The organism is Pseudomonas germanica (assembly GCF_019614655.1).
GTDB lineage: Bacteria > Pseudomonadota > Gammaproteobacteria > Pseudomonadales > Pseudomonadaceae > Aquipseudomonas > Aquipseudomonas neuropathica.
Genome location: NZ_CP071586.1, coordinates 791,407 through 817,057, shown reverse-complemented (window position 1 = coordinate 817,057; position 25,651 = coordinate 791,407). Strand labels below are relative to the sequence as shown.

Sequence of the window (25,651 nt, the reverse complement as noted above, 5' to 3'; positions counted from 1 at the left end):
TGCTTTCGAAAGGACGCCCATGTCGCTTTTCAAAATTGCCTCCGTGGCCGCCATCGCCCTGACTCTGGGCGCGTGCGCCAGCCTGTTCCAGCCCAATTACCGTACGCCGCTGGAAACCACCCGCGATGCTTCGGAACAACTGAAACCGGGCTGTTCCAACCCGGATTGCCCGCTGGTGAACATCGACACCCTGCGCTTCCCGGCCGAACCTGCGCTGGACGGCATTATCGAAAAACGCCTGCTGCAAATGACCCGCACCGAGAAAAACGCCCCGGTGGCGCCAACCCTGGCGGTCTACCGCGATCAGTTTCTGGCCAATGCCGGGCCGCGCAACAGCAGCTACCTGCAAGCGAAAGTACGCGAGCAGCATGACGGCTTGGTGATCATCGAGGTGTCGAGCTACCTCGACACTGGCGGTGCGCATGGCACACCGGGTCGGGGTTTCATCAACTATTCGCGTCAGCAGCACAAGGTGCTGAACCTGTCCGACATGTTGATGCCGGGTCAGGAAGAGGCATTCTGGAAAGCGGCGCAAGTCGCGCACAACAGCTGGTTGATCAGCACCAAGCTCGATCAGGAGCCGGAGTTCGTGGCGAACTGGCCGTTCGTGAAAACCCCGAACGTGGCGCTGACCTATGGTGGCGTGATCCTCAAGTACGACGTGACCACCATCGCGCCTTACGCACTGGGCCACGTCGAACTGAAGATTCCTTACCCGCGTCTGAACGGCATTCTCAAGCCCGAGCTGTTTCCCGGCCGTAACTGAAGGCCCGGCCCAGCACGAGTTGCAACAGCCCTGCCAGCACCAGCGCCGGCAGGGTTGCGCCGACATCCGGATACAGATTCGCCAGCAAGTGGTAGGTGCTCACGCCACCCAGCCACGCCAACAACGCCGGCCAGCGCAACGCGGCTGACGCGACCTGAGCACTGCGCTTGCGCAGGATGAAGTGATCCACCAGCACCACGCCGAACAGCGGCGCAAACACCGAACCGATCAGTAGCAGGAAGTTCTGGTATTGCGCCAACGGCGCCAGCAATGCGATCAGCGTGCAGATCACGCCGATGGCCAAGGCCAGATGTTCGACTTTCAGGCGCAACAGGATCCCGCTCGATACCGCAGCAGAGTGAATGTCGGCAAAGGCGTTTTCCGACTCATCGAGCAGAATCAGCAGCAGCGGAATGCCCAGACCGGCGCCAGCAAGAGCCAGCAACAGCGCGTTGACTTCACCGCTTGGCGCAAAGGCCAGGGTGTAGGCGACGCCAAGGCTCATCAGCCAGAAGTTACCGATGAAGAAACCGACCGCAGTGCCACCGAACACATTCTTCGCGCGCTTGCCGAAACGCGAGTAATCGGCGATCAGCGGCAGCCACGACAGCGGCATCGCGATAGCAATGTCGAAGCCCACGGCGAATGGCATCGAACCGTCACCGGCACGCGACCAGAGATCGGCCAGATCGGCTTTGGCGAACAGGTTCCAGGTCAGCCAGAGGCACGCGGCGAGCAGCAGCCAGATGCCCCACTTACGCAGAATCTGCCGTACGAAAGTCAGCGGGCCGCTGACCGCGAGCAACGTCGCCAACGCACCGAAAAACAGTGTCCACAACAGCGGGTTCGACCACAACGAACCTTCGCTGAACGCCCGGGTGCCGAGCAGACTGGCGGCGTCGCGCATGACGATGATTTCGAACGAGCCCCAACCGATCAGTTGCAGCAAATTCAGCAGCGCCGGCAGGCTCGCACCCTTGCTGCCGAGGCTGAGTTTCAGCGCGGCCATCGACGACAGGCCGGTGTCGCTGCCGATCACGCCGACGGCGGCCAGCAACAGTACGCCGACCAACGTGCCGAGGAAAATCGCCAGCAACGAACCGGACAGACCCAGACCTGGCGCGAGCAATGCGCCGGTCTGCAAAACCATCAGGCCGATGCCGAGGGAGAACCACAGGGAAAACAGATCGCGACCGCCGAATACACGCTTGTCGGCGGGTACGGCGAGGTCGGGAGAATAGGTGCTGGGTTGAATGCTCAAGGGTGTTATCTCAGAGGGACATTTTTGTTGTGTTGTGATCGTTCCCACGCTCTGCGTGGGAATGCCTCTAGGGACGCGGAGCGTCACGGGTTGCATTCCCACGCGGAGCGTGGGAACGATCAGTACGGGGTCAAACCTTTTTGTACAGCTGACTGCCTTCCTTCTTGAACCGCTCGGCCTGTTCCGCCAAGCCTTGGGCGATGTCCACGTCGACCGCGTCGATCCGCTGGTTGGCCGCGTATTCGCGGACTTCCTGAGTGATCTTCATTGAGCAGAATTTCGGCCCGCACATCGAACAGAAATGCGCGACCTTGGCCGAATCCTTCGGCAGGGTTTCATCGTGATACGAACGCGCGGTGTCCGGATCCAGACCGAGGTTGAACTGGTCTTCCCAACGGAATTCGAAACGCGCCTTGCTCAAGGCGTTGTCGCGAATCTGTGCGCCCGGGTGTCCTTTGGCCAAGTCCGCTGCGTGGGCGGCGATCTTGTAGGTGATGATCCCGGTCTTCACGTCATCCTTGTTCGGCAAGCCCAGGTGTTCCTTAGGCGTCACGTAGCAGAGCATGGCGCAACCGAACCAGCCGATCATTGCCGCACCGATACCCGAGGTGATGTGGTCGTAGCCCGGCGCAATGTCGGTGGTCAGTGGGCCGAGGGTGTAGAACGGCGCCTCGTCGCAGCACTCCAACTGCTTGTCCATGTTCTCTTTGATCAACTGCATCGGCACGTGGCCCGGGCCTTCGATCATGGTTTGCACGTCGTGCTTCCAGGCGATCTTGGTCAGTTCGCCGAGGGTTTCCAGTTCGCCGAATTGCGCGGCATCGTTGGCGTCGGCAATCGAACCCGGACGCAAGCCATCGCCCAGCGAGAAGCTGACGTCATAGGCTTTCATGATTTCGCAGATTTCTTCGAAATGCGTGTAGGCGAAGTTTTCCTTGTGATGCGCCAGGCACCACTTGGCCATGATCGAACCACCACGGGAAACGATACCGGTCACGCGTTTGGCGGTCAGCGGCACGTAGCGCAGCAACACACCGGCGTGAATGGTGAAGTAGTCGACGCCCTGCTCGGCCTGCTCGATCAGCGTGTCGCGGAACAGCTCCCAGGTCAGGTCTTCGGCCGCGCCACCGACTTTTTCCAGCGCCTGATAGATCGGCACCGTGCCGATCGGCACCGGCGAGTTGCGGATGATCCACTCGCGGGTTTCGTGAATGTGTTTGCCGGTGGACAAGTCCATGATGTTGTCCGCGCCCCAGCGAATACCCCAGGTCAGTTTCGCCACTTCTTCTTCGATGGACGAACCCAAGGCACTGTTGCCGATGTTGCCGTTGATCTTCACTAGGAAGTTACGGCCGATGATCATCGGTTCCAGTTCGGTGTGGTTGATGTTGGCCGGAATGATTGCGCGGCCACGGGCGATCTCTTCACGGACAAATTCCGGGGTGATGATTTTCGGCACGCTGGCGCCGAAGCTGTGACCCGGGTGTTGCTGATCCAGCAGGCCGGCGGCGCGGGCCACTTCAAGTTTCATGTTTTCGCGGATGGCGACGAATTCCATCTCGGGCGTGATGATGCCCTGACGCGCGTAGTGCATTTGCGTGACGTTGGCCCCGGCCTTGGCGCGGCGCGGGTTGTTGACGTGGGCAAAGCGCAGCTTGGTCAATTCAGGATCGGCGAGGCGCTCGCGACCGAAGTTGGAACTCAGGCCGGCCAGACGCTCAGTGTCGCCACGGTCGTCGATCCACGCCGAACGCACATCGGCCAGGCCTTTGCGGACGTCGATCACCACGTTCGGATCGGTGTAGGGCCCCGAGGTATCGTAAACGGTAACCGGCGCGTTGATTTCGCCGCCGAAGTCGGTCGGGGTCACATCGAGGGTGATTTCGCGCATCGGCACGAGGATGTCCGGGCGCGAGCCCTGAACGTAGACTTTTTGCGAACGGGTGAACGGCTTGACCGATTGCTCGTCGACCTTGGCCGAGTCACTCAGGTTGATCGCGTTTTTTGATTTTGTAGTCGTCATCACGGGCTCTCCAGACAGCATCCAGGCAGTGGATTGTCGGAGCAGAACCTGAAAGGCACGGACGCACCAGGACCGGTGCTGTGCATCGTCGTCGAGCGTTCGATTGTCGAACAATTTCCCGGACGAAGCACAAGAGGACTCGCCGGGTGACGAGAAATCTTGTTCCCTACGCAGGCGCTAACCTGATCAGGTTCAACGGGATCCGAAATTATTCGATCTCAGCCTCATAGCAAGGCACCCCGACAAGAACCCGGCCAGTCTAGACACAACCGGCAAAGAACGCCAACACCGCAGCAAACACCATGATGAATGGCATAAATACAGGGGCTTGGCCGATTGTTGTGAGGCAAATGCGCAACTACACTCGCTTTGCCCCGCCACGCCTTGACGCTGTGGGGCCTGCGCCTTACCTTTGGCGCCCGGATTACTTCCATAATATTAATGCTAGGGATCGCCTCATGCTGCGCAAACTCTCACTGGCTCTTGCCGTGTCTTGTGCGTCCAACGCAATGGCCTGGGCAGCAGAAGCGCCCTTGTCGACCAAAACCGATCTGGTCAGCGTCTATCAGGAGGCGGTCGACAACAACGCCGATCTGGCCGCCGCCCGCGCGCAGTACGGCGCACAGAAAGAAGTGGTGCCACAGGCCCGCGCCGGTCTGCTGCCAAACCTGTCGGGCGGTGCCGAAGTGGCCAATGTGCGGACCTCAATCGATCAGCCCTCGGCCACTGCCAACCGCAGCGCTCACTCCTACCAAGCGACTCTGGCCCAGCCGTTGTTCCGCGCTGATCGCTGGTTCCAGTACCAAGCGGCCAAGGACGTCAACGAACAAGCCGCACTGCAACTCTCGGCGACCGAACAGAACCTGATCCTGCAATCGGCCGAAAGCTATTTCAACGTGCTGCGCAGCCAGGACAACCTCGCCTCGACCAAGGCTGAAGAAGCCGCGTTCAAGCGCCAGCTCGACCAGTCCAACGAACGCTTCGATGTCGGCCTGTCGGATAAGACCGACGTGCTGCAATCGCAAGCCAGCTACGACACCGCACGGGCCAACCGCATCGTTGCCCAGCGTCAGGTCGATGATGCCTTCGAAGCGCTGATCACCCTGACCAACCGCCAGTACAACTCGATTCAGGGCATCGTCCACACGTTGCCGATCCTGCCGCCGGCGCCGAACGACGCCAAGGCGTGGGTCGATACTGCGGCGAAACAGAACCTCAATCTGCTGGCGAGCAACTTCGCCGTCAGCTCCGCCGAGCAGACCCTCAAGCAGCGCAAGGCCGGCCACTTGCCGACCCTCGATGCCGTGGCCAAATACGAAAAGGGTGACAACGACGCCCTCGGCTTTTCCAACCCGAACGCTTTCGGTGTGCCATATCGCGACAACGTCGAACAGAGCACGGTCGGCCTGCAATTGAACATCCCGATCTACAGCGGCGGACTGACCAGCTCGCAAGTGCGCCAGTCGTATGAGCAACTGAATCAGAGCGAACAACAGCGCGAATCCCTGCGCCGGCAAATCGTCGAGAACACCCGCAACCTGCATCGCGCGGTGAACACCGACGTCGAGCAAGTGCAGGCGCGTCGCCAGTCGATCATCTCCAACCAGAGCGCAGTGGAAGCCACGGAAATCGGTTATCAGGTCGGTACGCGCAACATCGTCGACGTGCTCGATGCGCAGCGCCAGCTGTACACCTCGGTGCGCAACTACAACAACACGCGTTATGACTACATCCTCGACAACCTGCGCTTGAAGCAGGCGGCGGGAACGTTGAATCCGGGGGATCTGGAAGATCTGCGGCGTTATCTGAAAGCCGACTACAACCCGGACAAGGATTTCCTCCCACCGGATCTGGCCAAGGCGGCCGAAGCACAGCTGAAGGCCCGGCCTTAAGCCTTAAAAACAAAAGATCGCAGCCTTCGGCAGCTCCTACAGGAAACGTATTCCAATTTAGGAGCAGCCGAAGGCTGCGATCTTTTTTGCTTTACTTGATCAGTCGGCCCAAACCATCCAGCAAACGCTGCAACGCGCCCTGATTGCGGCGCATCACCGCCAGCCCGGCGTCGGCCATACGCTGCGCATCACGCGGCAGCTCAAACAGGCGCTGCACTTCCACCGCCAGCCCTTCGGCATCATCGACCTCGGCCAACGCTCCGGCTTCGCGCAATTGCGCGGCGATGTCGAGGAAGTTGAACAGGTGCGGGCCGCTGATCACCGGTTTGGCCAAGGCTGCCGGCTCCAGCAGATTGTGCCCACCATTGGCCACCAGGCTGCCACCGACAAACGCGCTGTCCGCCAAGGCATAGAGAAACAGCAACTCGCCCATGGTGTCGCCGAGCAGCACGCTCGTCTGCGCATCGACATTTGAGCCGGTCGAACGCCGCACCGTGGTAAAGCCTTCGCGCTGGCACAGTTCGAACACCGAGTTGAAACGTTCCGGGTGACGCGGCACCAGAATCAGCAACGCATCCGGGTGATTGGTCAGCAAGCGGCGATGGGCGTCGAGGATCACTTCGTCCTCGCCTTCATGGGTGCTGGCGGCAATCCACACCGGACGCTCCAGCGCCTGCCACTGGCCACGCAAGTCAGCTGCACGTTGCAGCAGTTGCGGATCGATGGTCAGGTCGAACTTGATCGAGCCGGTGACCTCAACGGTTTCCGGGCGCGCACCGAGATCGCGGAAGCGCTGGGCTTCGGCTTCGGTCTGCACGGCGAACAAACTCATTTCGGCGAGCATCGGCGCGGTCAGTTTGCCGAAGCGGCCATACCCTTTGGCGGAACGCTCGGACAAGCGTCCATTGGCCAATGCCACCGCAATTCCGCGCTTGGCGCACTGATGAATGTGATTGGGCCACAGCTCGGTTTCCATGATCACCGCGAGCTTGGGCTGAACGCGATCAAGAAAGCGCGCCGCCGCACACGGCAAGTCGTACGGCAGATAACAATGCTGGATGCGCGGCTCATTGGCGAACAGCGCCTGAATCCGCTCCGAACCGGTCGGGGTCATGCAGGTCACGGTGATCGGCAGTTGTGGATAACGTTGTAGCAAGGCGCGGATCATCGGCGCCGCAGCAATGCTTTCGCCCACCGACACCGCGTGCACCCAGATGCCGCCGGGTTGCAGCGTCGGCATGCCGTAGGAGAAACGTTCGCCAATCCGCCTGGCATACGCCGGCGCCTTGCGCGCACGCAGCCATAGCCGAATCGCCACCAATGGCAGCCCCAGGTAAAACAGCGCGGTGTAGAGAGTTCTATTCATGGCGGCGGAGTTTATCGACTTTTGTCGCCGATCGCCCGCAAGTGCACGGCAAAACGTTCGGCCAGCCAGCGCGCGGCCGGGCCGAGCGGTTCGTCGCGGCGCCAGACCAGTTCCACCACCAGTGCCGGCGGGGTCCATTCGCTGTCGAGTTCGACCATCAAGCCCTGATACGCGGAGTACTGCACCACATGCCGGGGCAACCAGGCCCAGCCGAGGTCGCGCACCAGCCATTCGGACATCACGTAAAAACTGTCGGCGCGCCATACCTGCGGGCTGGCCGGCTCGTTGCCGGGATAGACACTGGTTTGCGTCGACATCAACAATTGCCGGTGCTGCGCCAGTTGCTGGCAGGTCACGTAAGACTGCTTCGCCAGCGGATGATTGATGCCGCAGACCGTGACCATTTCCACACTGCCCAGTACGCGGCGTTCCAGTGCTTCGGGGATTTCATCGTGATAGAACAACAGGCCGAGGTCGGCACGACGCTCGACCAGCTTGCGCGCGACTTCGCCTTGCGCGGCGCTGGTCAATTGCACTTCCAGGCTAGGGAACTGCTCGGCCAGTTCACCGAAACTTTCCACCAGCGCCTGATAGGGCATCGCCTCATCCTGCGCCACGCGCAGTTGTGCTTCCTGGCCGCGCAGCATCGCCATCGCCCGACCGTTTAGGCGCTCGCATTGACGCAGGACTTCACGTGCCTCTTCCAACAGCGCTTCGCCCGCCTCGGTGAGCGTTGGCTGACGGCCGCTGCTACGCTCGAACAGGCTGACGCCCAAGTCATCTTCGAGCATGGCAATCGCGCTGCTGATCGCCGACTGCGCTTTACGCTGCTGGCGCGCCACGGCGGAAAACGAGCGGTGTTCGGCGACGTCGACAAACACCCGCAGTTGATCCAGATTCCACTGCATGCTGATTCACCAACCCATCTCTGTAACAGATAGGTAATGACTTTACCCCATCTGGCGAATCACTAGAATGCCGCCTCAGCAAGCAACGTTTCACATTGAGGATTTGAACCATGAACGCCTACGCCTACCTGGCCATTGCCATCTGCGCCGAAGTGATCGCCACCGTGTCGATGAAAGCGGTCAAAGGTTTCAGCACGCCACTGCCATTGGTGCTGGTCATCGTCGGCTACGCGATCGCGTTCTGGATGCTGACGCTGGTGGTGCGTACCGTTCCGGTTGGCGTGGCCTACGCGGTCTGGGCCGGCATGGGCATTGTGATGGTCAGCGTGGCGGCGCTGTTCATCTACGGGCAAAAACTGGATATCCCGGCGATGCTCGGGATGGCGTTGATCGTGCTGGGCGTCGTCGTGATTCAGCTGTTCTCCAAGACTGCCGGCCATTAACTGCCAGACACAATCCCCTGTGGGAGCGAGCCTGCTCGCGAAAGCGGTGTATCAGGCAACACATATGTCGACTGGCATTCCCTCTTCGCGAGCAGGCTCGCTCCCACATTGGCCCCTATGTTCAACCTGTTGATCATCGACAAATCCGCCCCTTTCCCGAGTCTGTATACTGCGCCCTCGTCTTGAACACTGAGGTCGCTGCATGCCATCCGTTATTTCCACCGACGTTCTGATTGTCGGCGCTGGTGTCGCCGGCCTCTGGCTGAATGCGCGTCTGCGCCGCCAGGGTTTTTCGACCGTGCTGGTGGAAAGTGCCAGCCTCGGCGGCGGGCAGAGTGTGAAGTCCCAAGGCATCATCCACGGCGGCGCCAAGTACGCGTTGCACGGCGCGCTGACTGGCGCCTCGGAAGCCATCGCCGACATGCCACGCCGCTGGCGTGAAGCGCTGGCCGGCAGTGGCGAGCTGGATCTGTCCGGCGTGCGCCTGCTGTCCGAGGCCCATTACCTGTGGTCGCCGGGTACTCTGGCGGGCAACCTCACCAGTTTCTTCGCCAGTAAGGCCGTGCGCGGCCGGGTCGACCAGGTCAAGGGCGAGCAACTGCCGCCGGCCCTGCAAGACAAACGCTTCAAGGGCAAGGTCTATCGCCTTGCCGAGCTGGTAGTCGACGTGCCGAGCCTGATCCAGCGCCTGGCCGATCTGGCCGGCGATGGCCTGCTCGCCGGACAAACCATCGAGCCACTGCTGGAAGCGGGCGTGCTGGTTGGTTTGCGAGTCGACGGTCGCGAGATTCGCGCGCAGCGTATTGTCCTCAGTGCCGGTGCCGGTACTGCCCAACTGCTCGAAGACCTCGGTTTGAACCAGCCGGCCATGCAACGCCGCCCGCTGCACATGATCATCGCCAAAGGCCCAGGTCTGAAGCCGCTGTACGCCCACTGCCTGGGCGGCGGCACCAAACCGCGCATCACTGTGACCACACATCCGGCCGCTGACGGCCAGTGGGTCTGGTATATGGGCGGCGACATCGCCGAAAGCGAAGGTGTGAACCGCGAGCCGGCCGAGCAGATTGCCACCGCGCAGAAAGAGATCGCCCAGTTGTTGCCGTGGATCGACCTCAGCACTACGCAATGGGCGACCCTGCGGGTTGACCGTGCCGAGCCACTGCAAACCGGGCTGACGCGCCCGGACAACGCCTTCCTTGCCGAGCAAGGCAGCTTGCTGGTCGGCTGGCCGACCAAACTGGCGCTGGCGCCGGACTTCGCTGACCGGGTCATCGCCGCCCTGGAGCGCGACGGCATCCAGCCACAAGCCACCGAACCATTGCCCGCGCTGCCAAAACCACCGCTGGGCGTTCCAGCCTGGGAGCAACTGCTGCCATGACCATTGCCAACCTGCACGACCTTCATCGACCGTTGGGCAGCACCGGCCTGATGGTTTCGCCACTGGGCCTGGGTACGGTCAAACTTGGCCGCGACCAAGGGGTGAAATATCCCAACGGTTTTCAGATCCCCGGCGACGACGAAGCGCGCATGCTGCTGCGTCAGGCCCGCGATCTGGGCATCAACCTGATCGACACCGCTCCGGCTTATGGACGCAGCGAAGAACGCCTTGGTCCGCTGCTACGCGGCCAGCGGCAAGACTGGGTGATCGTCAGCAAGGTCGGCGAAGAGTTTGCCGATGGCCTCTCGCAACACGATTTCAGCGCAGCACACACACGGATGTCGGTGGAGCGTAGCCTGCAACGTCTTGAAACCGATTTTATCGACCTGGTGCTGGTGCATTCCGACGGCAACGACATGGCGATCCTCGAGCACGAAGAGGTTTACGCGACACTCGCGGCGCTCAAGGCCGAAGGCAAGATTCGCGGCTTCGGCTTCTCCGGAAAAACCGTCGAAGGTGGCTTGAAAGCACTGGAGCAAGGCGACTGCGCGATGGTCACCTACAATCTGAACGAACAAAACGAGAAAGCTGTCATTGACTATGCTGCTGCCCACGGCAAAGCCATTCTGGTGAAAAAAGCCTTGGCCAGCGGTCACGTCTGTTTGAGTCCGGGCGTGGATCCGGTGCGCGCCAGCTTCGAATTGCTGTTCGCGCAACCTGGCGTGGCCAGTGCTATTGTCGGGACGATCAATCCGCTGCACCTCGCCCACAACGTTGCGACCGTTGCCCAGGTCCTACGTGGTCACTGACGCCGCTTCGCGGCCTTAAGCAGGAGCCGATATGCCGCGCACGCTCATCAGAAAGAACCCGAGCAACTTCAAGACCCTGCCGTTGTACGTCGAAGCCACCCCCGAAGGTCTGACCTACCAGAGCGTCGGCATGCCGCTGAACTTTGCGCAGACCTTGCAGCGGCGCAAACCGGTGAGCGTGGCTGACACCGAGCGCTTCTCGCTGGAACTGGCCAACCTCGGGGTCTCGGTGCGCCTGACCCTGCATTGGCAGAATCGCGATTACTGGGTGCTGGTGCGCCAGCGCCGTCAGGATCGTGGCGACGTCGTGCTCAAATTGATTTCCGGTTACGTGCCGGCGCATGAACTGAATATTCCGCTACACACGGCCATTCAGGAAATTGCCGAAGAGTGCTTGCTGGAAACACCGGAAGGCTGGCTCGGCGGACGTTTCAACGACACCTGGCTGCCGGCGCCCTACTCCGCTGCACTGCATTATCGCGAAGCGCTGCCGTTTCGCCTGACCCCGTTGTCCGGCTCAGCGCGACCGATACGTAGCGCCAATCTGCAATTGCTCGAACGCCCACGGGCCTACGTGCATCTGCCGACCGCATCGCTGCAATTGATCTACGACTTGCGTCTGGATGTGCCCAAGGAAGCCAAGTCCCTGAGCCTGTTCCACGTCGACGAACGCCTGGAGGGTGATCAACTGGTGGCCCGACTCGACCGCAAACGGCCCGACCTGTACTTGATGCCACTCAAGGACGGCGCGCCACTGGCAGAGTTGTACACGCTCAAGCGCGACAAACTGGTACCGGCCAGCACCCGGGGTCTTTATCTGGCCGAGAGCTTTGCCACACAATCCGGCTGGGTTGTGCGCGAAGAGAGGATTCGCTGGAAGGACTGGTTGGTGCAGCAGGGCCTGCAACCGGCGAAGGCCCCGCGTCAGGGACTCAAGCAACTGAGTATCAAGGCGCTGCGACTGGTCGGTCTGGGCAAGAAAACCGGTAAATAACGGTTTAGCGGCGACGGTCCCACCAGGTACGCAACCCGGCGAAGAAATGAAAGTAGCGGTTTTCGCGCTTGCCCATGCCACGCTTGGGCGAGAACGATTCCTCGGCAAATGCACCGGTAATGCGTACCCGCGATGCCTGCGTCGGCAGCGTGCAGATTTTGGCATCGACCTGCTGCAGGGCATATTTAAGCAAGCGTTCGGAATGCAGCTTTCGGCCTGTTGCCTTGCAGAAGTCGAAAATACACTCGATGCGCTTGCCGTACGCGACATAAGTATCGCGCCCGCACACCGCAAAGCGATCGTTCAACCCGCCCCACCACTGCCAGTCGGGAATATAAGCGTTGTGCTTGCGAGCCTCGGGGTGAGCGAAGACATAGGCAGGCAATGCGCTGTGAAAGAAATTGTCCGGGCGCACGAACACAACGAAATCCGGATTGAACGGCTCGATCATGCTGGTCACGGTATGCAATGAGTTGAGCTGAAAGATCAAATTGCGCAATGACGCAAAGTCATCTGCCCAGGTATCGCCCTGTGCTTTGACCTGTTCGAAATCCCAGCGCTCCAGCACGCCCTCGGTCGAGGTGAGTGTGCCGGTCATCGATTCGAATGGCTGGTAGTTGTCCGCCTTCAGTTCGCCTTTCTCACCGGATCGCGTGTTTTGCACCTCATCGATCTTGTACAGATGGTAGAAGCACTTTACATCGCTGCCCGCAGGCAACTGCGCCAGCACATTCTGCTCGATGGAGGGGAAACAGATCGGCGAATTTCTCGGGATCCCGAAAAAAGCCACGGCAATTTTCAACACTCAACAGCACCTTTTGAAAGTAGTTCGGGCCTGCTGGCAACCGGACAGACGATGTCGCTTACTTCTGCCGAAACAGCTTTTGCCACCAGCGACGAGGTTGCAGGGGCACCACAATGATGTCCGACTTTTGCAGCCAGTCACGCTCATAGTCCCAGGCATGGCCGCCCCACAGTTTTCCTGCTTCGTTGGAAAACCCCAGGGTCATGAGCTGATAGTTATAACCGACATGAGCGCGCAACCAGTCGAACACCACCAGCGTGTTGAAACCGGTAGAAGGCCCAACGTAGCGCTTGCCACCCGGGCGATCGACCGGGTAGTTCCACAGTGGCGGCAGTGGAATGCGATCCCAATACATGGCCACGCGTGGCAGTGGACACATTGGTGCGGCGCAGCCCACCAGCATGCTGAAACAACGTTCGCTCGCCTGTTCGAACATCTGCTGTACCGGCGGCGCGTAAGGCAGACCAAAAAAATACGCGTCCGGCGCGTTGTAGCCATGCACAAAGACATTGACGCTCTGCTTGTTGAGCAGCGCCGCTTTGATGCAGGTATTGAAGCTGACGACGACGTCATCGGCGCCAATGTTCAACGCCTGAAAGTCCGCCGCGGTGATGGCCGGGTTGTTGGCAATCAGCACCACCCGAGGCGCACGGCTCAGACAGTCGAGAAGTTCTGTCGGTAACGCCCCCAGTACGGACTGATCACCACCGGGCAGCGCATCCAGCGCCATGTGCTCGCCGGGTTGCGACGATAGATGATCCTTCATTCAGACTGGCACCTTCATCCCGTAACGCAGCTTCACCCAGAATCGCGTGAACGCCGAGGGTGGCTGCCATGGGCGCATCTCACGCTGGATTTCCGTAGCCAGTGCCTGACCGACACGGGCAAAGGAATAACGGCTTTGCGCGAACTCCTGGCCATTGCGGGCGATGCGCTCTGCCAGTTCCGGGTCGCTCTGCAGCAACTGGATCTTTTCCACCGCTTCATCTTCGCTGCGGTAGAACACGGTGTTGTGCATGTCTTCAAAGCCGAGCAGACGGTCTTCTTCGCCCTGACTCCAGGCCAGCAGCACACAACCGCAGGCCATGGCCTCATAGTTCTTGATCATGAACTCGTTCATGCCGATGTCGGCGCTGACGAAAATCCTGATGCGATTGAGCATCTGCAGGTATTCCGCACCCGACTTGGTACGGGTCACCAGCATCCCGGTTCGCTGCGAGAGTGACTCGAGCATGGCTTTGCGCTCGGCATATTCGGTGCTTTTCAAGCTGCCAAGAAAACCGATGGGAATGTCCCGCTCGACGCCGGTATTGTGCAGCATCTGCTCGTCATAACCTTTGGAGACAAACACCGTGTCGATGCCTTCAGCGAGCATCTTGCGCGCGACCACGGCACCGGACACCAGCGCCCGGCAACTCGGCAGGCGACGGTAGAGCCGTGAATACACGCCGCGGTATTTACTCGCTGGCATGTAGTTCTGGTAGGCGTCGTGTTCAAGGAAGACCAGCCCGGGGATGCATTTGAGCACCTGCAGTTGCGTTGCCAGGCGTTTGACCCGGGAGAAAATCACCACGCGATCGAAAGTCTGGTAATCGACCGAGGCCAGAAACGACCCCAGATTCAACTGCTGTTTTTTGCTCAAACGATAGATGAAACACTCATCACAGTTCTGCTGCACGATGTCGTAGAGCCGGTCGAGAATGACCCGCTGCTCGTCCATCACCAGGAGCATGACTTTCATAGGTTAATTGACCACGCGACGTAGGCAGGCAAGCGCATCGGATTCAAAGCTGCCTACATCAACGGAAACGGTAAAATCCCCAAGGCAAAATCCGTTCACACGCAGTACACAACGGTAAAAATTCATCTGATCAATGACTGCGGATCTTCTCGACAATCGCAGTTGTCGAGCTGTTTTCCACCAGTCCCAGCACCTTTACGGTACCGCCATAAGCAGTGACGATATCAGCGCCGACTACCTGATCGATGCCGTAATCGCCGCCCTTGACCAGCACGTCCGGTTTGACCTCGCGCAGCAGGTTCTCCGGGGTGCCTTCAGGGAAACTGATCACCCAGTCCACAGCGCCGAGGCCGGCGAGAACCGCCATGCGTCGGTCAACACTGTTGATCGGGCGGCCCGGGCCTTTGAGACGGCTGACCGAAGCATCATCGTTGACCGCGACAATCAGCCGTTCGCCCTGTGCCCGCGCCTGCTCCAGGTAGGTCACATGGCCGGCATGGAGGATGTCGAAGCAGCCGTTGGTGAAGACGATCTTCTCGTTGTGCGCACGGGCATCGGCCACGGCGAGCAGCAACTGCTCCAGACCCAGGACACCCCGTTCAGAACCCTCCTCGCGCTGAATGGCGCGACGCAGTTCCGGGGCGCTGATGGCGGCCGTACCGAGTTTGCCGACCACGATGCCGGCGGCCAGGTTGGCCAGCGCAACGGCGTGGGGCAGGTCTTCACCGGCGGCAATCGCTGCCGCCAGGGTGGAGATCACCGTGTCACCGGCACCGGTGACATCGAACACTTCACGGGCACGGGCCGGCAGGTGCAGCGCTGGCTGATCCGGACGCAACAGGGTCATGCCGTGTTCGCCGCGTGTCACCAACAGCGCACCGAGTTCGAGGTCGTGCATCAGGGCGGCGCCCTTGCTCACCAGCTCATGCTCATCGACGCAACCGCCGACGATGGCTTCGAATTCGCTGAGATTGGGGGTGATCAGGCTGGCGCCGCGATAAATCGAGAAGTCCTTGCCCTTTGGATCGGCCAGCACCGGAATGTTCTTCGCGCGGGCGGCCTGGATCAGCGCCTGATGGTTTTTCAGGGCGCCTTTGCCGTAATCGGAGAGCACCAGCACCTTGATGCCTTCGAGCAGGTCGTCGACCTGCGAACCAAGGGCCAGAGCGTCGGTGGCGAACGGTTCTTCAAAGTCGATACGCAGCAGTTGCTGGTGCCGGCTCATGACCCGCAGCTTGACGATGGTTGGCTGGTGCGCGATGCGCTGGAACAGAGCGCGTACGCCCGCGCCTTTGAGACTGTTGCTCAGGCTGTCGGCGGCTTCGTCATCGCCGGTCACACCAACCAGCGACGCCGGCGCACCCAGCGCGGCAATGTTCAAGGCAACGTTCGCGGCACCGCCCGGACGGTCTTCGATCTGCTCGACCTTAACGACCGGCACCGGCGCCTCAGGGGAAATCCGTGAGGTTCCGCCATGCCAGTAACGGTCGAGCATGACATCGCCGACTACCAAGACCGGGGCTTGATCGAAACGCGGCATGGACAACTTCATGGAGCAACCCACATACAAAATGAACAGGGGCGCGATATTAACACAGGGTAAAGCGCCGTCCGCCTCAATCTGAAAGGTCGCGCACCCAGAACAACTCGTGACGCCGGACCGCCTTGCGGAAAAACTCGTTACTGCCCGTTTCAGGCCAGCGACGGCCGGCCAGAGCCTGCTGGATCCTGCGGCGCAATTGCCGTTTGAACGCCTGTCCGCCCTGCAGATCGTGCTCCATGGCCAGCGCCATGGCTTTGTCCAGTTGCACGTCGGCCGACAGCAGCGGACTCCACAGGCGATCAGCCGGTAGCGGCTCGATGGCGGGAGGCAGCGGAACACCCGCACCGGCAGGCCCCATGGGCCAGCGATCATTGTCGTGCAGGTGATTGGCGTACAGCAGCAGGGTCGCCGGTTTCCAGCTACTGCGTTCGATAGCCTCAAGCAACGCTTGGGTCGACGCTATATGATCACTGTGGGGATCGAGTTCAGGATGCGGTGTAACGACCACTTCCGGGCGATAGTGCTCAAGCAGGGCCGTCAGATCACCCAGCAGGTTTTGCCAGGTCGGCTGCCCGTCAACGTCGGCGGGCAGGGTCAACGGGTTATGCTGGCGCACACTGCGAATATCGTTTTCCTGCGATTCCCGGGAGCCGAACGCCTGGGTCGGCGCTTCGACCATCGACGGCAGTTGCAGGCAGTAATAGCCCAATTGCACACAACGCTCGGCAGGCACGCCCCCCCACAGCGGAATCACCAGGCTGTCCCAACTGCGCAAGCGGCCCTTCAATCGAGCGGCTGCGGCTTGATCAAGGCCCAGCCGCTGAAAGTCTTCAGCCTCGATCTCACCCTGGGTCAGGGTGACGATGCTGACGTCTTCGCATCGACTGTACAGACCGAAGGCGGCGAGCTCTGCATCATCGGCATGGGGCGCGATGACCATGACCCGCTGGCGGCTGTAGTCCGGATTGGCCATGACCCACAACACGCCCGTCGCAGCAGGTACGCAATATCGGCCACGCAGCGTCAGAGTCCCTTGCGCCAGCGCATCGACCTGCCCCGACAGATTAAGGAAACGCCGCCCTCTGACGCCCCGCTCCAGATCCTGACGATCATCGCCCACCTCAACATAGGGATCGAGCCAGCGCCCCAGCCAGGAGGACTTCACTTCGAGTTCGAGTACCAATGTCTCGCCCTGCGCCAGCGGTTCGCTCAGGCCTACCACGCCGCCCTCAAGACTCACGGCCTGCCGCGCGGTTTGCGGCGGAAAGACGTATTGATAGTCGTCGGTAGGCCGGTAGAACAAATGGTCGGCAAACCAGGCCTCGTGAACGACCCAGGCCAGCACCAGCAACAGCGGCACCAGCCACCACGCGATCAGCACGCCGATCAGCAACAGCGCCAGCACAAAGGCGATCAGGAACAGACGCTTGTTGCGCCGATGGGCCTTGAGAAGCTGTTGCTTGCGAGCGCTCATGAATTCAGACCTTGTAGACCGGCACCGTGTGGCACCAGCGATCCTTGTACTCTCGGTCGGCACGACCGAATGAATAACGCAGAGGTTTGCCCAGCGCTTGCGCGTGCGCCCAGGCCTCTTGGGTGTTGACGAAACTCAGCACACTGCCGGGGCTGAACTCGCGGCTCTGCGGGTCGACACCACCGTTGATGTATTCCAGCGAAACCCATTGCGGGGCCTCGACGCGATAGAGCACCTGAATGGCGACGGGCGCCGATTCGAGCATCACCACCGAACCGGTCATGAACTCGCGCAGCAAGGTAAAGACCTCAACCAGCCCGGCCTTGCCCGGCACCTCGAAGCCCCAGCGCCGCTGAAACAGATCGCCGTAAGCGGCAGCCTGTTCCTGCGGCGTAAAGTCGGACATCGGCACCAGCGATCCACCCGCCTCTTCCAGCAGGCGCTGTTCGCGACGCTGGTTATAGCGGAACTTCTTCGAATATTCTTCCGGCAACCGGGCCAGCGCCAGGCCCTCAGGCTGTGGCTTCAGCGTGCTGATCTGCCCGGCATTGAGCTGGGACACATAAGCCACGCGCTGGCGCACCGGCACGATGACGTCTGGCGCGATCGGCAGAATGATTTCCGCATTGCCCATGTCCAGCAAGCCACGCTTGCCCTCGCGCTTGAGCACTTCCTTGGACAAGGCAACATGCCGCCCCCAGCAAGGGATGGCGGCCAGCACATCACCGCCAATGACCCAGCCCAAGTAGCGCAACTCGATGCCAAGGAACGTTGACAAGCGCTCGACGACTTCGGGGTGTGTAGCAAAACTGCCGCCGAAACGTTGCCAGGCACGGGCGTAGCTGTCCCGGTCGATTTCGGTCCAGCCACGCTCGCGAAAGCTGCGAAACATCGTCAGCATACGTCGGTCGCGTGTGCCGGCTGAGGCTCGTCACCCTCTTCAAACTCTTTGGCGTGCAGACGGGCGTAATAGCCGTTCTGCTCGAGCAATTGTGCGTGAGAGCCGCGCTCGACGATGCGACCTTCGTCCATGACCAGAATCAGGTCGGCTTTCTCGATGGTGCTCAAACGGTGGGCGATCACCAGGGTCGTGCGGTTTTTCACCACATGATCCAGGGCAGCCTGGATATGCCGCTCCGACTCGGTATCGAGCGCGGAAGTGGCCTCGTCGAGAATCAGCAGCGGTGCATCCTTGAGCAACGCCCGGGCAATGGCGATGCGCTGACGCTGGCCGCCGGACAGCAGCACACCGTTTTCGCCGACCATGGTTTCGTAGCCTTGCGGCATCTTGATGATGAACTCATCGGCATAGGCTTCGGTAGCCGCGCGCTTGACCTCATCGAACGGCGCACCGGCCAGATCACCGTAGGCGATGTTGTTGGTCACCGTATCGTTGAATAGCGTGACCTGTTGGGTCACCAGAGCAATCTGCCGACGCAGGCTGCGCAAGGTGAAGTCCTGCACCTGCACGCCATCGAGCAAGATCTGGCCCTGCGCATCATCATGCTGATAAAAGCGCGGAATCAGGCTGGCCAGGGTCGATTTGCCACTGCCCGAGCGGCCGACCAAGGCAACCATTTGCCCCGGTTCGACGACGAAACTGATGTCATTGAGCACCGCTTTGTCGGTGTCAGGATAGTGGAAGCTCAGATTGCGCACTTCCAGACGGCCTTCGAGACGATCTTGCTCGACCGTGCCCTGATCCACTTCCGCCGGCTCATCCAGTTGCTCGAAAATACTTTCGGCACCGGCGACACCCTTCTGAATCGTCGAGCTGACCTCCGACAACTGACGGATCGGCTTGGGCAACAAGCCAGCCATGGTGATGTAGGCCACCAGATCACCCGGCGATGCATCGCCGCGAAGGTACAGGACGAGGAACATGACCACCGCCATGGCGCTGTAAGTCACCAGCTGCAGCATCGGCGTGTAAACGGCGCCGGTCTTGGTCATCGTCAACTGCTTGTCGGTGTTGCTCTGGCTGGCATCGCGAAAGCGATCCTTTTCGTACTGCTCGCCGCCAAAACTGCGCACGACGCGATAGCCGTGAATGGTCTCGGACGCGACGTGCGTGACGTTGCCCATCGAGACCTGGATCTTCTTGCTTTGCTTGCGGAATTTTTTGCTGGTGCTGTTCACCATCAAACCGATCAACGGCAGGATGGCGACCATCACCAGCGTGAGCTTCCAGTTCATCCACAACAGTGTGCAGAACAGGAAAATCACGGTCATGCCTTCACGGATGACGACTTTGATTGCATCCGTTGCCGCGCCGGTGACCATGGTCACGTTGAAGGTGATCCGGGAAATCAGGTGGCCGGAATTGTTCTTGTCGAAGAAGCGATTGGGCAACTCCAGCAATTTATTGAACAACACCACCCGCAGGTCATGCACCAGGCCCAGAGAAACCCGCGCCAGGAAGAAGTTGCCCAGGTAAGAACCCACGCCCTGCCACAACGCGATGAAGACGATCATCAGTGGCACTGTTTCGAGCAACTGCAGCTTGCCCAGATAAGGGTTGCCCGGGAACAGACTGGCTTCAGGATTGGCCAGACCGTCGACAAAGTACTTGAGGATGTAGGCGAGCATCGGTTGAGTCGATGCGAAAATCAGAAACCCGACGATGCTGAGAAGGAAAAGGCCGGCATAAGGCCGCACGTAAGCCAAAAGGCGGAAATAGATCGCCAGCGTGGACTGGGCTTTCGGTTCAGGACTGCTCATGGTGATCCGCGCAATTCAGTGAGGCGCCGATGATATCACACGCGTTTTTGCCCCGATAAACATGACTTCGAACCAGCTTTCGACCAAGTCGGTTAAGATACCCCGCTAATGATGGGGAGCCGGATATGCAATCGATTGATCACAGCACTTACGAGGCACTGCGCGAGGGTGCACACGTATTGGAAGCCGACGGTTCCGGCGACAAAGTGCTCAGATTGGCCGATGGACGCATGCTCAAGCTGTTCCGCCGCAAGCGGCTGCTCAGTTCGGCACTGTTCTACCCCTATGCACAACGCTTTGCCGACAATACACGGATCCTCGAACAACGCGACATCCTCTGCCCCAAAGTCATCGCGGTCTACCGCATCCCGAGCATCGAACGTGACTGCGTGTATTACAGCCCGCTGGAAGGCAATACAGTGCGTCAGCTACAAGGCACTGACGAAGAGGCTGACACACTGAGATTCCAGCTGGGCGGGTACTTCGCCCTGCTGCACGAAAAAGGTGTGTACTTTCGATCACTGCACTTTGGCAACGTCGTGCAGACCCCCGACAAGCGTTTGGGCCTGATCGATATTGCCGACCTGCGCTGCCAGAAGCACGCGCTCAGTGACAGTAAACGCCTGCGTAACTTCGCGCATTTGCTGCGCTACAAGGAAGACCGCCAATGGCTGCTCGGCCAGGACGCCGGCGACACGTTTATCGAGGGCTATCGGCAGGCACTCCCGAGCAACCGGCAAGCGCCGCTGATCTCGCGCCTGCGCCCGCTGCTCGGTTAAGCCTTAGCGGCCGATGACCACTACAGTGGCACCTTTGCGATTGGCGAAATGCTCGATGATGCGCAGCTTGTGCGCCACCAGCCACTCATTCAGCCAAGGCTCGTCACCCTTGGCCTCGATGAGGAAGTACTGATAGTCGCCCGCGTGCGCTGCCGACATCGCTTCCTCTGCGGTCAGTACCGGCAACACGTAGCCGCGACCGGCGTAATAGCTGATCCGTCCGTCCTCGAAATAGGTCTTCGCCCCTGGCTCGACATGGGCCGACAACCAGCGTCCGGCCTGGACGTAATGGGTTTTGCCGGCCCCGGTGGAGATGACGTTCGACAGCATCACCAGCAAACACAGAACCACCAGCCACCTGCCCCAACGCGGGAACTCGCGAACAAACGCCGCTAGCCCCATCGCCAGCACGGGCACAAACAACAGATTGAGAAAGCTCAGGTAGCGCGTATTCATGAACTGTTGCTTGATGAAAAACAGCACCAGCACGATCAGATACAGCAACGCCGCCCAGGCGAAGGGTCGATAGTCGCGCCAGTAGACGCCTAGCACCCCCCAGTTACGCCGCAGAATGAAGGGAACGGCGAAAGGCCCCATCAACTTCACGAAACTGATGGTCATGGTCGCCAGGATGCCGAAGAAAATGATCCGCCCGGCTTCATCCTGGGAGTACTTGTTGATGAGCGAATTGGCAAACTGATCGCACAGCATTTGAAAGGACGCGAACACACTGTGCGGGGCAATCATGTCCAGATACAGCATCACTCGCGCCGACATGAGTACACTGGTTGCCGAAATGGCCAGCAGCCCCAAAACCGGCAGCAGCGAAAACTGGGCAAACTGCATCCGTCGGCCAGATGACCACAGGTTGGGCAACTGCCACAGAGCCAACGCCGGCACCAGCAATAAGGCCTCCAGCCGAAACAAGGCTGCTGCGACGATTGCCAGGTGGATGAATGCCGCGCGCAACCAGCCGCCACGGGCTTGCCAGCGCAGCGCGAGCCAGAGCGTCAGCGTGCAGAAGAACCAGAAACCGCACTCACGGATGATGTCGTTTCGAAAGGCATTCACCGCCGGCATGGCCAATACCACCAGGCACGCCCAACGGGTGACCAGCGCAGACCGCTGACGCACGCAGTCCACCATCAACGCGCTGGTGCCGGCAAAAAAGAGTGCACACCAAAGATAGGCACTCAGCTCCAGCGGCAAATGCAGGATGGAATGCGTAGCGGCCAGCAGAAAGGAAAACCAGGGCCAGTCGAATGTAGCCCAAGCCACATTCGGCCCGTGCTCGGTGACCTGTTGCGCAATATCGATATACAGCGCGGCATCACGTCCCACTGTCGCAGTGCCCAGGACGGCTATCAGCGATAACAGCGCGCTGCCCACAAACGCCAGCCAGACCGGGTATTTGTCGATGATTCTGGAGACTCGAGTTGCCACACTACCGCCCGTACCTTTCACCCAGCCACCTCACCGACATCCGTTACAAGGTACGCGCACATCACCGCGACCCACTTACCGAAACAGCAACCGCAAAGCCTTGCGGGTGTATGACCAGCGTGAAAACGTCCGCCAGTCTGCACGCAAAGCCTGGAAATAGAACGACCTGGCCAGCTTGTACTCGCCATGGGAATAACAGTCGCGAAACAGCGACAAACAGCGCTGTGCCAGAAACGCCTGGCGCAGATCACACATTTCTTCGGGCATTCTTCGACTGGAAAACACCTCGCTGACGACCTGCTCCGTACCGGCAGCAAGACTCTGGCGCAAATCATGGCGCATGCTGTCGGCGTGCTTGTGGATCAGTGCCAGAGGCTTGTCTAGAACGGTGCAGGGGTAGCGCGCCAGCACTTGGGCAAACACTGGCAGGTCCTCGACGTTGCGCAAATGTTCCGGGTAATTGCCCAGAGCGAACACTTCGCGGTGCATCGCACAGGCACCGTTGGAAATCGACACCGTCTTGTTCAGCAGGTAACCCTGCAGGCGCTGGCGGGGCGTCACAGGCAAAGGCCTGGCCGCCTGCAAGCTGCGGCGCCCGTCAGCGAACACTGACCAGTGCGCACCGATCACCATAAGGGTCTGCGGATGACTGGCAATGTGCTGCGCAAGCGCAGCCAATGCACCGGGAGCCATTTCATCGTCAGAGTCGAGAAACACCAGATACTGCCCGGTTGTCTCTTCCAGCCCCCGATTGCGTACCGACGACAATCCGCCGTTGCTTTTACGCAGCGCGCGAAAACGACCGCCATGCTTGAGCAGGAGCCTTTCCACTACCTCAGGCGTATCGTCCGTCGACCCGTCGTCGATGACCAGCAGATCCGCCGTCGTTTCATCCAATTGCGCCAACACCGACTCCACTGCACGAGGCAGCGTTCGCGCATAGTTGTAAACCGGAATGACGACGCTGATCAGTGTTTCAGTCAAGTTCGTATCCTTTCACACCCTCTTTTACGACCAGAATATCTTCCATGATCAGGTATTCCAGATCCGAACCGAAAAACATGTTCAACGCGTCGGTCGGCGAGCAAATCATCGGTTCGCCACGACGGTTGAGCGAGGTGTTCAGCGATACGCCGTTACCGGTCAGGTTTTCCAGCGCCTTCATCATGTCGTAGTAGCGCGGGTTGTATTCACGCTTGAGGACCTGGGCACGAGAAGTGCCATCTTCGTGAACGACTTCCGGCACACGGGTCTTCCACTCGTCCGCTACTTCGAAAGTGAAAGTCATGAACGGTGCCGGGTGATCGATCTTGATCATTTGCGGCGCAACAGTGTCGAGCATCGACGGGCAGAAAGGCCTCCAGCGCTCGCGGAACTTGATCTGATGGTTGATGCGGTCGGCCACACCGGCCACGCTCGGGCAACCAATGATCGATCGACCGCCCAGTGCACGCGGACCGAACTCCATACGTCCCTGGAACCAGGCCACGGGATTACCATCAACCATGATTTTGGCGATCTGTTCCGGCATGTTATCGAGCTTGCGCCACGCTGGCTTGTTCTCGTGACGGGCGCAAGCGGCGATCACGTCCTCGTTGCTGTACGACGGGCCGAGGTAGACGTGCTCCATCTTCTCGACCGGTACGCCACGAGCGTGAGACACGTAGGCAGCGGCGCCGACCGCAGTGCCGGCATCGCCGGACGCCGGCTGCACGAACAGCTCTTTGATGTCGTCGCGGGCAATGATTTTCTGGTTCAGTTTGACGTTCAGCGCACAGCCACCGGCGAAGGCCAGTTTGCCGGTTTCCTTGAGCACGTCACCCAAATAGTGATCGATCATCTGCAGCGCCAGCTTCTCGAACAGCGCTTGCATGCTCGCGGCGTAGTGAATGTAAGGTTCGTCAGCAATATCGCCTTCGCGCTTCGGCCCCAGCCACTCGATCAGCTTAGGCGAGAAGTAGAAGCCTTTACCCTTCTCTTTATAGCGGCGCAGGCCGATAACGTTGGCGTAGTCGGTGTTGATCACCAGCTCACCGTTTTCGAACGAGGCCAGACGCGAGAAATCGTACTTGCTGGCATCGCCGTACGGCGCCATGCCCATGACCTTGAACTCACCGTCGAGCATCTCGAAGCCGAGGAACTCGGTGATCGCGCCATACAGGCCGCCGAGGGAGTCCGGATCGAAGAATTCCTTGATCTTGTGGATCTTGCCGTTTTCACCGTAGCCAAAGAAGGTCGTGGCGTACTCGCCCTTGCCGTCGATACCGAGGATCGCGGTTTTTTCTTTGAAGCCAGAGCAGTGGTAGGCGCTGGAGGCGTGAGCCAAGTGGTGCTCGACTGGTTCGATCTTGATCTTCTTCGGATCAAAACCCAATTGCTCCAGGCACCAGACAATCTTGTTGCGGTAGCGCTTGTAGCGGCGGTTGCCCATCAGGATCGCATCCAGGGCGCGATCCGGCGCGTACCAGTAACGCTTGGCGTAGTGCCAGCGCGCCTTGCCGAACAGGCTGATCGGAGCGAACGGGATCGCAACTACGTCAACGTCGGACGGCTTGATGCCGGCCTGCTCAAGACAGAACTTCGCCGATTCGTAGGGCATGCGGTTCTTTGCATGCTTATCGCGTACGAAGCGCTCTTCTTCAGCCGCCGCCACCAGCTTGCCGTCGATGTACAAGGCTGCTGAAGGGTCATGGCTAAGGGCGCCGGACAGGCCAAGAATCGTCAATGCCACAGGGGTCTAGCCTCTTTAGTCTGCGTGCAGGCGCGATGCGCCTTGAAAATTGATGTGCCCCCGCACAGGGCGAGTGACAGCTAAAGGGCGGGATTATAGCGTAAACGAGTAGGGAATTACCCTGTGCGATTGCCCTCTGGGTGAATGGTTTGGAGAAACCTTACCCTGCTACTCAATAACTGCCCTTGCGCCAGTAAATACCAAGATTGCCGTCGGTGAGCTGACGATAAACCGTATAGGGCAACGCTACTGTATCGAATACTCCGGACAATGGCAGATCCAGCAACACGAATGGCACCAGAAAACCGCTGGGATCCGGCGGCGCGTTCAACACGCAGAAGTCGAAGGCCAGACCGCTGTAAATCCGCGGAATGGACTGGCAATAGGTTTTTTGTTTGCGCATGTCCCGCGCCACGTCGGCATCGTCCTGCAAGACAGTCATGGCGCTGCCACAGCCAGCCAGAATCCATGAAAGTACACCCAGCGTTGCAGCCTGTTTAATGGTCAAAATTCGCCCTCCAAGGTCGTTGGGCAAATTAGCATCGGGACTGAACAGGGCACAGTTCATGGCTTC

Annotated in this window: 22 protein-coding genes and 1 riboswitch; of the genes, 7 read left to right on the top strand and 15 right to left on the bottom strand. The window is 60.0% G+C overall.

From position 1 onward, the window contains the following. Positions 1–19 precede the first annotated feature (19 nt). Positions 20–766, top strand: a complete 747-nt coding sequence (locus J0G10_RS03545; protein WP_095047275.1) for an RsiV family protein — start codon at positions 20–22, stop codon at positions 764–766. On the opposite strand, the gene cytX is transcribed toward J0G10_RS03545, so the two are convergent. Together cytX and thiC are read right to left on the bottom strand one after the other, a co-directional pair. Then, a complete protein-coding gene (gene cytX, locus J0G10_RS03540) occupies positions 735–2,027 on the bottom strand; it encodes a putative hydroxymethylpyrimidine transporter CytX (RefSeq protein ID WP_016985682.1) in 1,293 nt (430 codons plus the stop codon). The genes J0G10_RS03545 and cytX overlap by 32 nt on opposite strands. A gap of 130 nt (positions 2,028–2,157) precedes the next feature. After that, positions 2,158–4,050, bottom strand: coding sequence for a phosphomethylpyrimidine synthase ThiC (gene thiC / locus J0G10_RS03535; RefSeq protein ID WP_095047273.1), 1,893 nt, complete (start codon positions 4,048–4,050; stop codon positions 2,158–2,160). Positions 4,051–4,196: 146 nt separating this feature from the next. Next, positions 4,197–4,302: riboswitch (TPP riboswitch) on the bottom strand. 206 nt (positions 4,303–4,508) lie between these two features. Between thiC and J0G10_RS03530 the strand changes: the two genes are divergently transcribed. Next, positions 4,509–5,942, top strand: a complete 1,434-nt coding sequence (locus tag J0G10_RS03530; protein WP_093430148.1) for a TolC family outer membrane protein — start codon at positions 4,509–4,511, stop codon at positions 5,940–5,942. Between the two features lie 91 nt (positions 5,943–6,033). On the opposite strand, the gene waaA is transcribed toward J0G10_RS03530, so the two are convergent. Beyond that, a complete protein-coding gene (gene waaA / locus J0G10_RS03525) occupies positions 6,034–7,308 on the bottom strand; it encodes a lipid IV(A) 3-deoxy-D-manno-octulosonic acid transferase (RefSeq protein ID WP_095126150.1) in 1,275 nt (424 codons plus the stop codon). An 11-nt stretch (positions 7,309–7,319) separates the two neighbouring features. After that, entirely contained in the window at positions 7,320–8,216 is an 897-nt protein-coding gene (locus J0G10_RS03520; RefSeq protein ID WP_093430146.1) for a LysR family transcriptional regulator, read from the bottom strand. A 110-nt stretch (positions 8,217–8,326) separates the two neighbouring features. Here J0G10_RS03520 and J0G10_RS03515 point away from each other — a divergent pair, with 110 nt between their 5' ends. The 4 genes from J0G10_RS03515 to J0G10_RS03500 all read left to right on the top strand — a co-directional run bounded on the left by J0G10_RS03515 (position 8,327) and on the right by J0G10_RS03500 (position 11,840). Further along, entirely contained in the window at positions 8,327–8,659 is a 333-nt protein-coding gene (locus J0G10_RS03515) for a DMT family transporter (RefSeq protein ID WP_016985677.1), read from the top strand. A gap of 202 nt (positions 8,660–8,861) precedes the next feature. After that, positions 8,862–10,037 carry an NAD(P)/FAD-dependent oxidoreductase gene (locus J0G10_RS03510; RefSeq protein WP_095047271.1) on the top strand — a complete coding sequence of 392 codons (1,176 nt, stop codon included), beginning with the start codon at positions 8,862–8,864 and terminating at the stop codon, positions 10,035–10,037. After that, positions 10,034–10,846, top strand: coding sequence for an aldo/keto reductase (locus J0G10_RS03505; protein WP_095047270.1), 813 nt, complete (start codon positions 10,034–10,036; stop codon positions 10,844–10,846). Before J0G10_RS03510 ends, J0G10_RS03505 begins: the two co-directional genes overlap by 4 nt. A 31-nt stretch (positions 10,847–10,877) precedes the next feature. Further along, complete coding sequence (locus tag J0G10_RS03500) at positions 10,878–11,840, top strand: metal ABC transporter ATPase (RefSeq protein ID WP_095047269.1); 963 nt, start codon at positions 10,878–10,880, stop codon at positions 11,838–11,840. Between the two features lie 4 nt (positions 11,841–11,844). On the opposite strand, the gene J0G10_RS03495 is transcribed toward J0G10_RS03500, so the two are convergent. The 7 genes from J0G10_RS03495 to msbA form a co-directional block, all read right to left on the bottom strand. Continuing rightward, positions 11,845–12,645 carry a hypothetical protein gene (locus J0G10_RS03495; RefSeq protein ID WP_095047268.1) on the bottom strand — a complete coding sequence of 267 codons (801 nt, stop codon included), beginning with the start codon at positions 12,643–12,645 and terminating at the stop codon, positions 11,845–11,847. A 58-nt stretch (positions 12,646–12,703) separates the two neighbouring features. Next, positions 12,704–13,411, bottom strand: a complete 708-nt coding sequence (locus tag J0G10_RS03490) for a hypothetical protein (RefSeq protein WP_220557458.1) — start codon at positions 13,409–13,411, stop codon at positions 12,704–12,706. Further along, entirely contained in the window at positions 13,412–14,386 is a 975-nt protein-coding gene (locus J0G10_RS03485) for a glycosyltransferase family protein (protein ID WP_220557456.1), read from the bottom strand. A 130-nt stretch (positions 14,387–14,516) separates the two neighbouring features. Further along, positions 14,517–15,938: a bifunctional D-glycero-beta-D-manno-heptose-7-phosphate kinase/D-glycero-beta-D-manno-heptose 1-phosphate adenylyltransferase HldE gene (hldE, locus tag J0G10_RS03480; RefSeq protein ID WP_220557454.1), complete on the bottom strand. Its 1,422-nt coding sequence runs from the start codon at positions 15,936–15,938 to the stop codon at positions 14,517–14,519. Positions 15,939–16,002: 64 nt separating this feature from the next. Further along, positions 16,003–17,403, bottom strand: a complete 1,401-nt coding sequence (locus tag J0G10_RS03475; RefSeq protein ID WP_220557452.1) for a PIG-L deacetylase family protein — start codon at positions 17,401–17,403, stop codon at positions 16,003–16,005. A gap of 4 nt (positions 17,404–17,407) precedes the next feature. Beyond that, on the bottom strand, positions 17,408–18,304 hold the full coding sequence (locus J0G10_RS03470; RefSeq protein WP_095125337.1) for a GNAT family N-acetyltransferase: 897 nt from the start codon (positions 18,302–18,304) through the stop codon (positions 17,408–17,410). Further along, positions 18,298–20,124 carry a lipid A export permease/ATP-binding protein MsbA gene (gene msbA / locus J0G10_RS03465; RefSeq protein WP_095047262.1) on the bottom strand — a complete coding sequence of 609 codons (1,827 nt, stop codon included), beginning with the start codon at positions 20,122–20,124 and terminating at the stop codon, positions 18,298–18,300. The genes J0G10_RS03470 and msbA overlap by 7 nt, the downstream gene beginning before the upstream one ends. A 125-nt stretch (positions 20,125–20,249) precedes the next feature. Here msbA and J0G10_RS03460 point away from each other — a divergent pair, with 125 nt between their 5' ends. Beyond that, positions 20,250–20,903, top strand: coding sequence for a toluene tolerance protein (locus tag J0G10_RS03460; RefSeq protein WP_095125335.1), 654 nt, complete (start codon positions 20,250–20,252; stop codon positions 20,901–20,903). Between the two features lie 3 nt (positions 20,904–20,906). Here the strand turns inward: J0G10_RS03460 and J0G10_RS03455 are convergent, their stop codons facing one another. The 4 genes from J0G10_RS03455 to J0G10_RS03440 form a co-directional block, all read right to left on the bottom strand. Continuing rightward, entirely contained in the window at positions 20,907–22,346 is a 1,440-nt protein-coding gene (locus tag J0G10_RS03455; protein WP_245398016.1) for a hypothetical protein, read from the bottom strand. 75 nt (positions 22,347–22,421) lie between these two features. Continuing rightward, positions 22,422–23,330 (bottom strand): glycosyltransferase family 2 protein, encoded by a 909-nt coding sequence (locus tag J0G10_RS03450; RefSeq protein WP_095047259.1) that lies wholly within the window; start codon positions 23,328–23,330, stop codon positions 22,422–22,424. Continuing rightward, positions 23,323–25,077: a carbamoyltransferase family protein gene (locus J0G10_RS03445; protein WP_093430132.1), complete on the bottom strand. Its 1,755-nt coding sequence runs from the start codon at positions 25,075–25,077 to the stop codon at positions 23,323–23,325. The genes J0G10_RS03450 and J0G10_RS03445 overlap by 8 nt, the downstream gene beginning before the upstream one ends. A 172-nt stretch (positions 25,078–25,249) precedes the next feature. Next, on the bottom strand, positions 25,250–25,585 hold the full coding sequence (locus J0G10_RS03440) for a YceK/YidQ family lipoprotein (protein WP_095125333.1): 336 nt from the start codon (positions 25,583–25,585) through the stop codon (positions 25,250–25,252). Between the last annotated feature and the right edge of the window lie 66 nt (positions 25,586–25,651).

Bases quoted from the DNA above. Each gene is read 5' to 3' on its own strand.
- hldE (WP_220557454.1), bottom strand. From the start codon at position 15,938: ATGAAGTTGTCCATGCCGCGTTTCGATCAAGCCCCGGTCTTGGTAGTC.
- msbA (WP_095047262.1), bottom strand. From the start codon at position 20,124: ATGAGCAGTCCTGAACCGAAAGCCCAGTCCACGCTGGCGATCTATTTC.
- waaA (WP_095126150.1), bottom strand. From the start codon at position 7,308: ATGAATAGAACTCTCTACACCGCGCTGTTTTACCTGGGGCTGCCATTG.
- J0G10_RS03505 (WP_095047270.1), top strand. From the start codon at position 10,034: ATGACCATTGCCAACCTGCACGACCTTCATCGACCGTTGGGCAGCACC.
- J0G10_RS03520 (WP_093430146.1), bottom strand. From the start codon at position 8,216: ATGCAGTGGAATCTGGATCAACTGCGGGTGTTTGTCGACGTCGCCGAA.
- J0G10_RS03515 (WP_016985677.1), top strand. From the start codon at position 8,327: ATGAACGCCTACGCCTACCTGGCCATTGCCATCTGCGCCGAAGTGATC.
- J0G10_RS03490 (WP_220557458.1), bottom strand. From the start codon at position 13,411: ATGAAGGATCATCTATCGTCGCAACCCGGCGAGCACATGGCGCTGGAT.
- J0G10_RS03510 (WP_095047271.1), top strand. From the start codon at position 8,862: ATGCCATCCGTTATTTCCACCGACGTTCTGATTGTCGGCGCTGGTGTC.
- thiC (WP_095047273.1), bottom strand. From the start codon at position 4,050: ATGACGACTACAAAATCAAAAAACGCGATCAACCTGAGTGACTCGGCC.
- J0G10_RS03530 (WP_093430148.1), top strand. From the start codon at position 4,509: ATGCTGCGCAAACTCTCACTGGCTCTTGCCGTGTCTTGTGCGTCCAAC.
- J0G10_RS03460 (WP_095125335.1), top strand. From the start codon at position 20,250: ATGCAATCGATTGATCACAGCACTTACGAGGCACTGCGCGAGGGTGCA.
- J0G10_RS03485 (WP_220557456.1), bottom strand. From the start codon at position 14,386: ATGAAAGTCATGCTCCTGGTGATGGACGAGCAGCGGGTCATTCTCGAC.
- J0G10_RS03475 (WP_220557452.1), bottom strand. From the start codon at position 17,403: ATGAGCGCTCGCAAGCAACAGCTTCTCAAGGCCCATCGGCGCAACAAG.
- J0G10_RS03545 (WP_095047275.1), top strand. From the start codon at position 20: ATGTCGCTTTTCAAAATTGCCTCCGTGGCCGCCATCGCCCTGACTCTG.
- J0G10_RS03500 (WP_095047269.1), top strand. From the start codon at position 10,878: ATGCCGCGCACGCTCATCAGAAAGAACCCGAGCAACTTCAAGACCCTG.
- J0G10_RS03470 (WP_095125337.1), bottom strand. From the start codon at position 18,304: ATGCTGACGATGTTTCGCAGCTTTCGCGAGCGTGGCTGGACCGAAATC.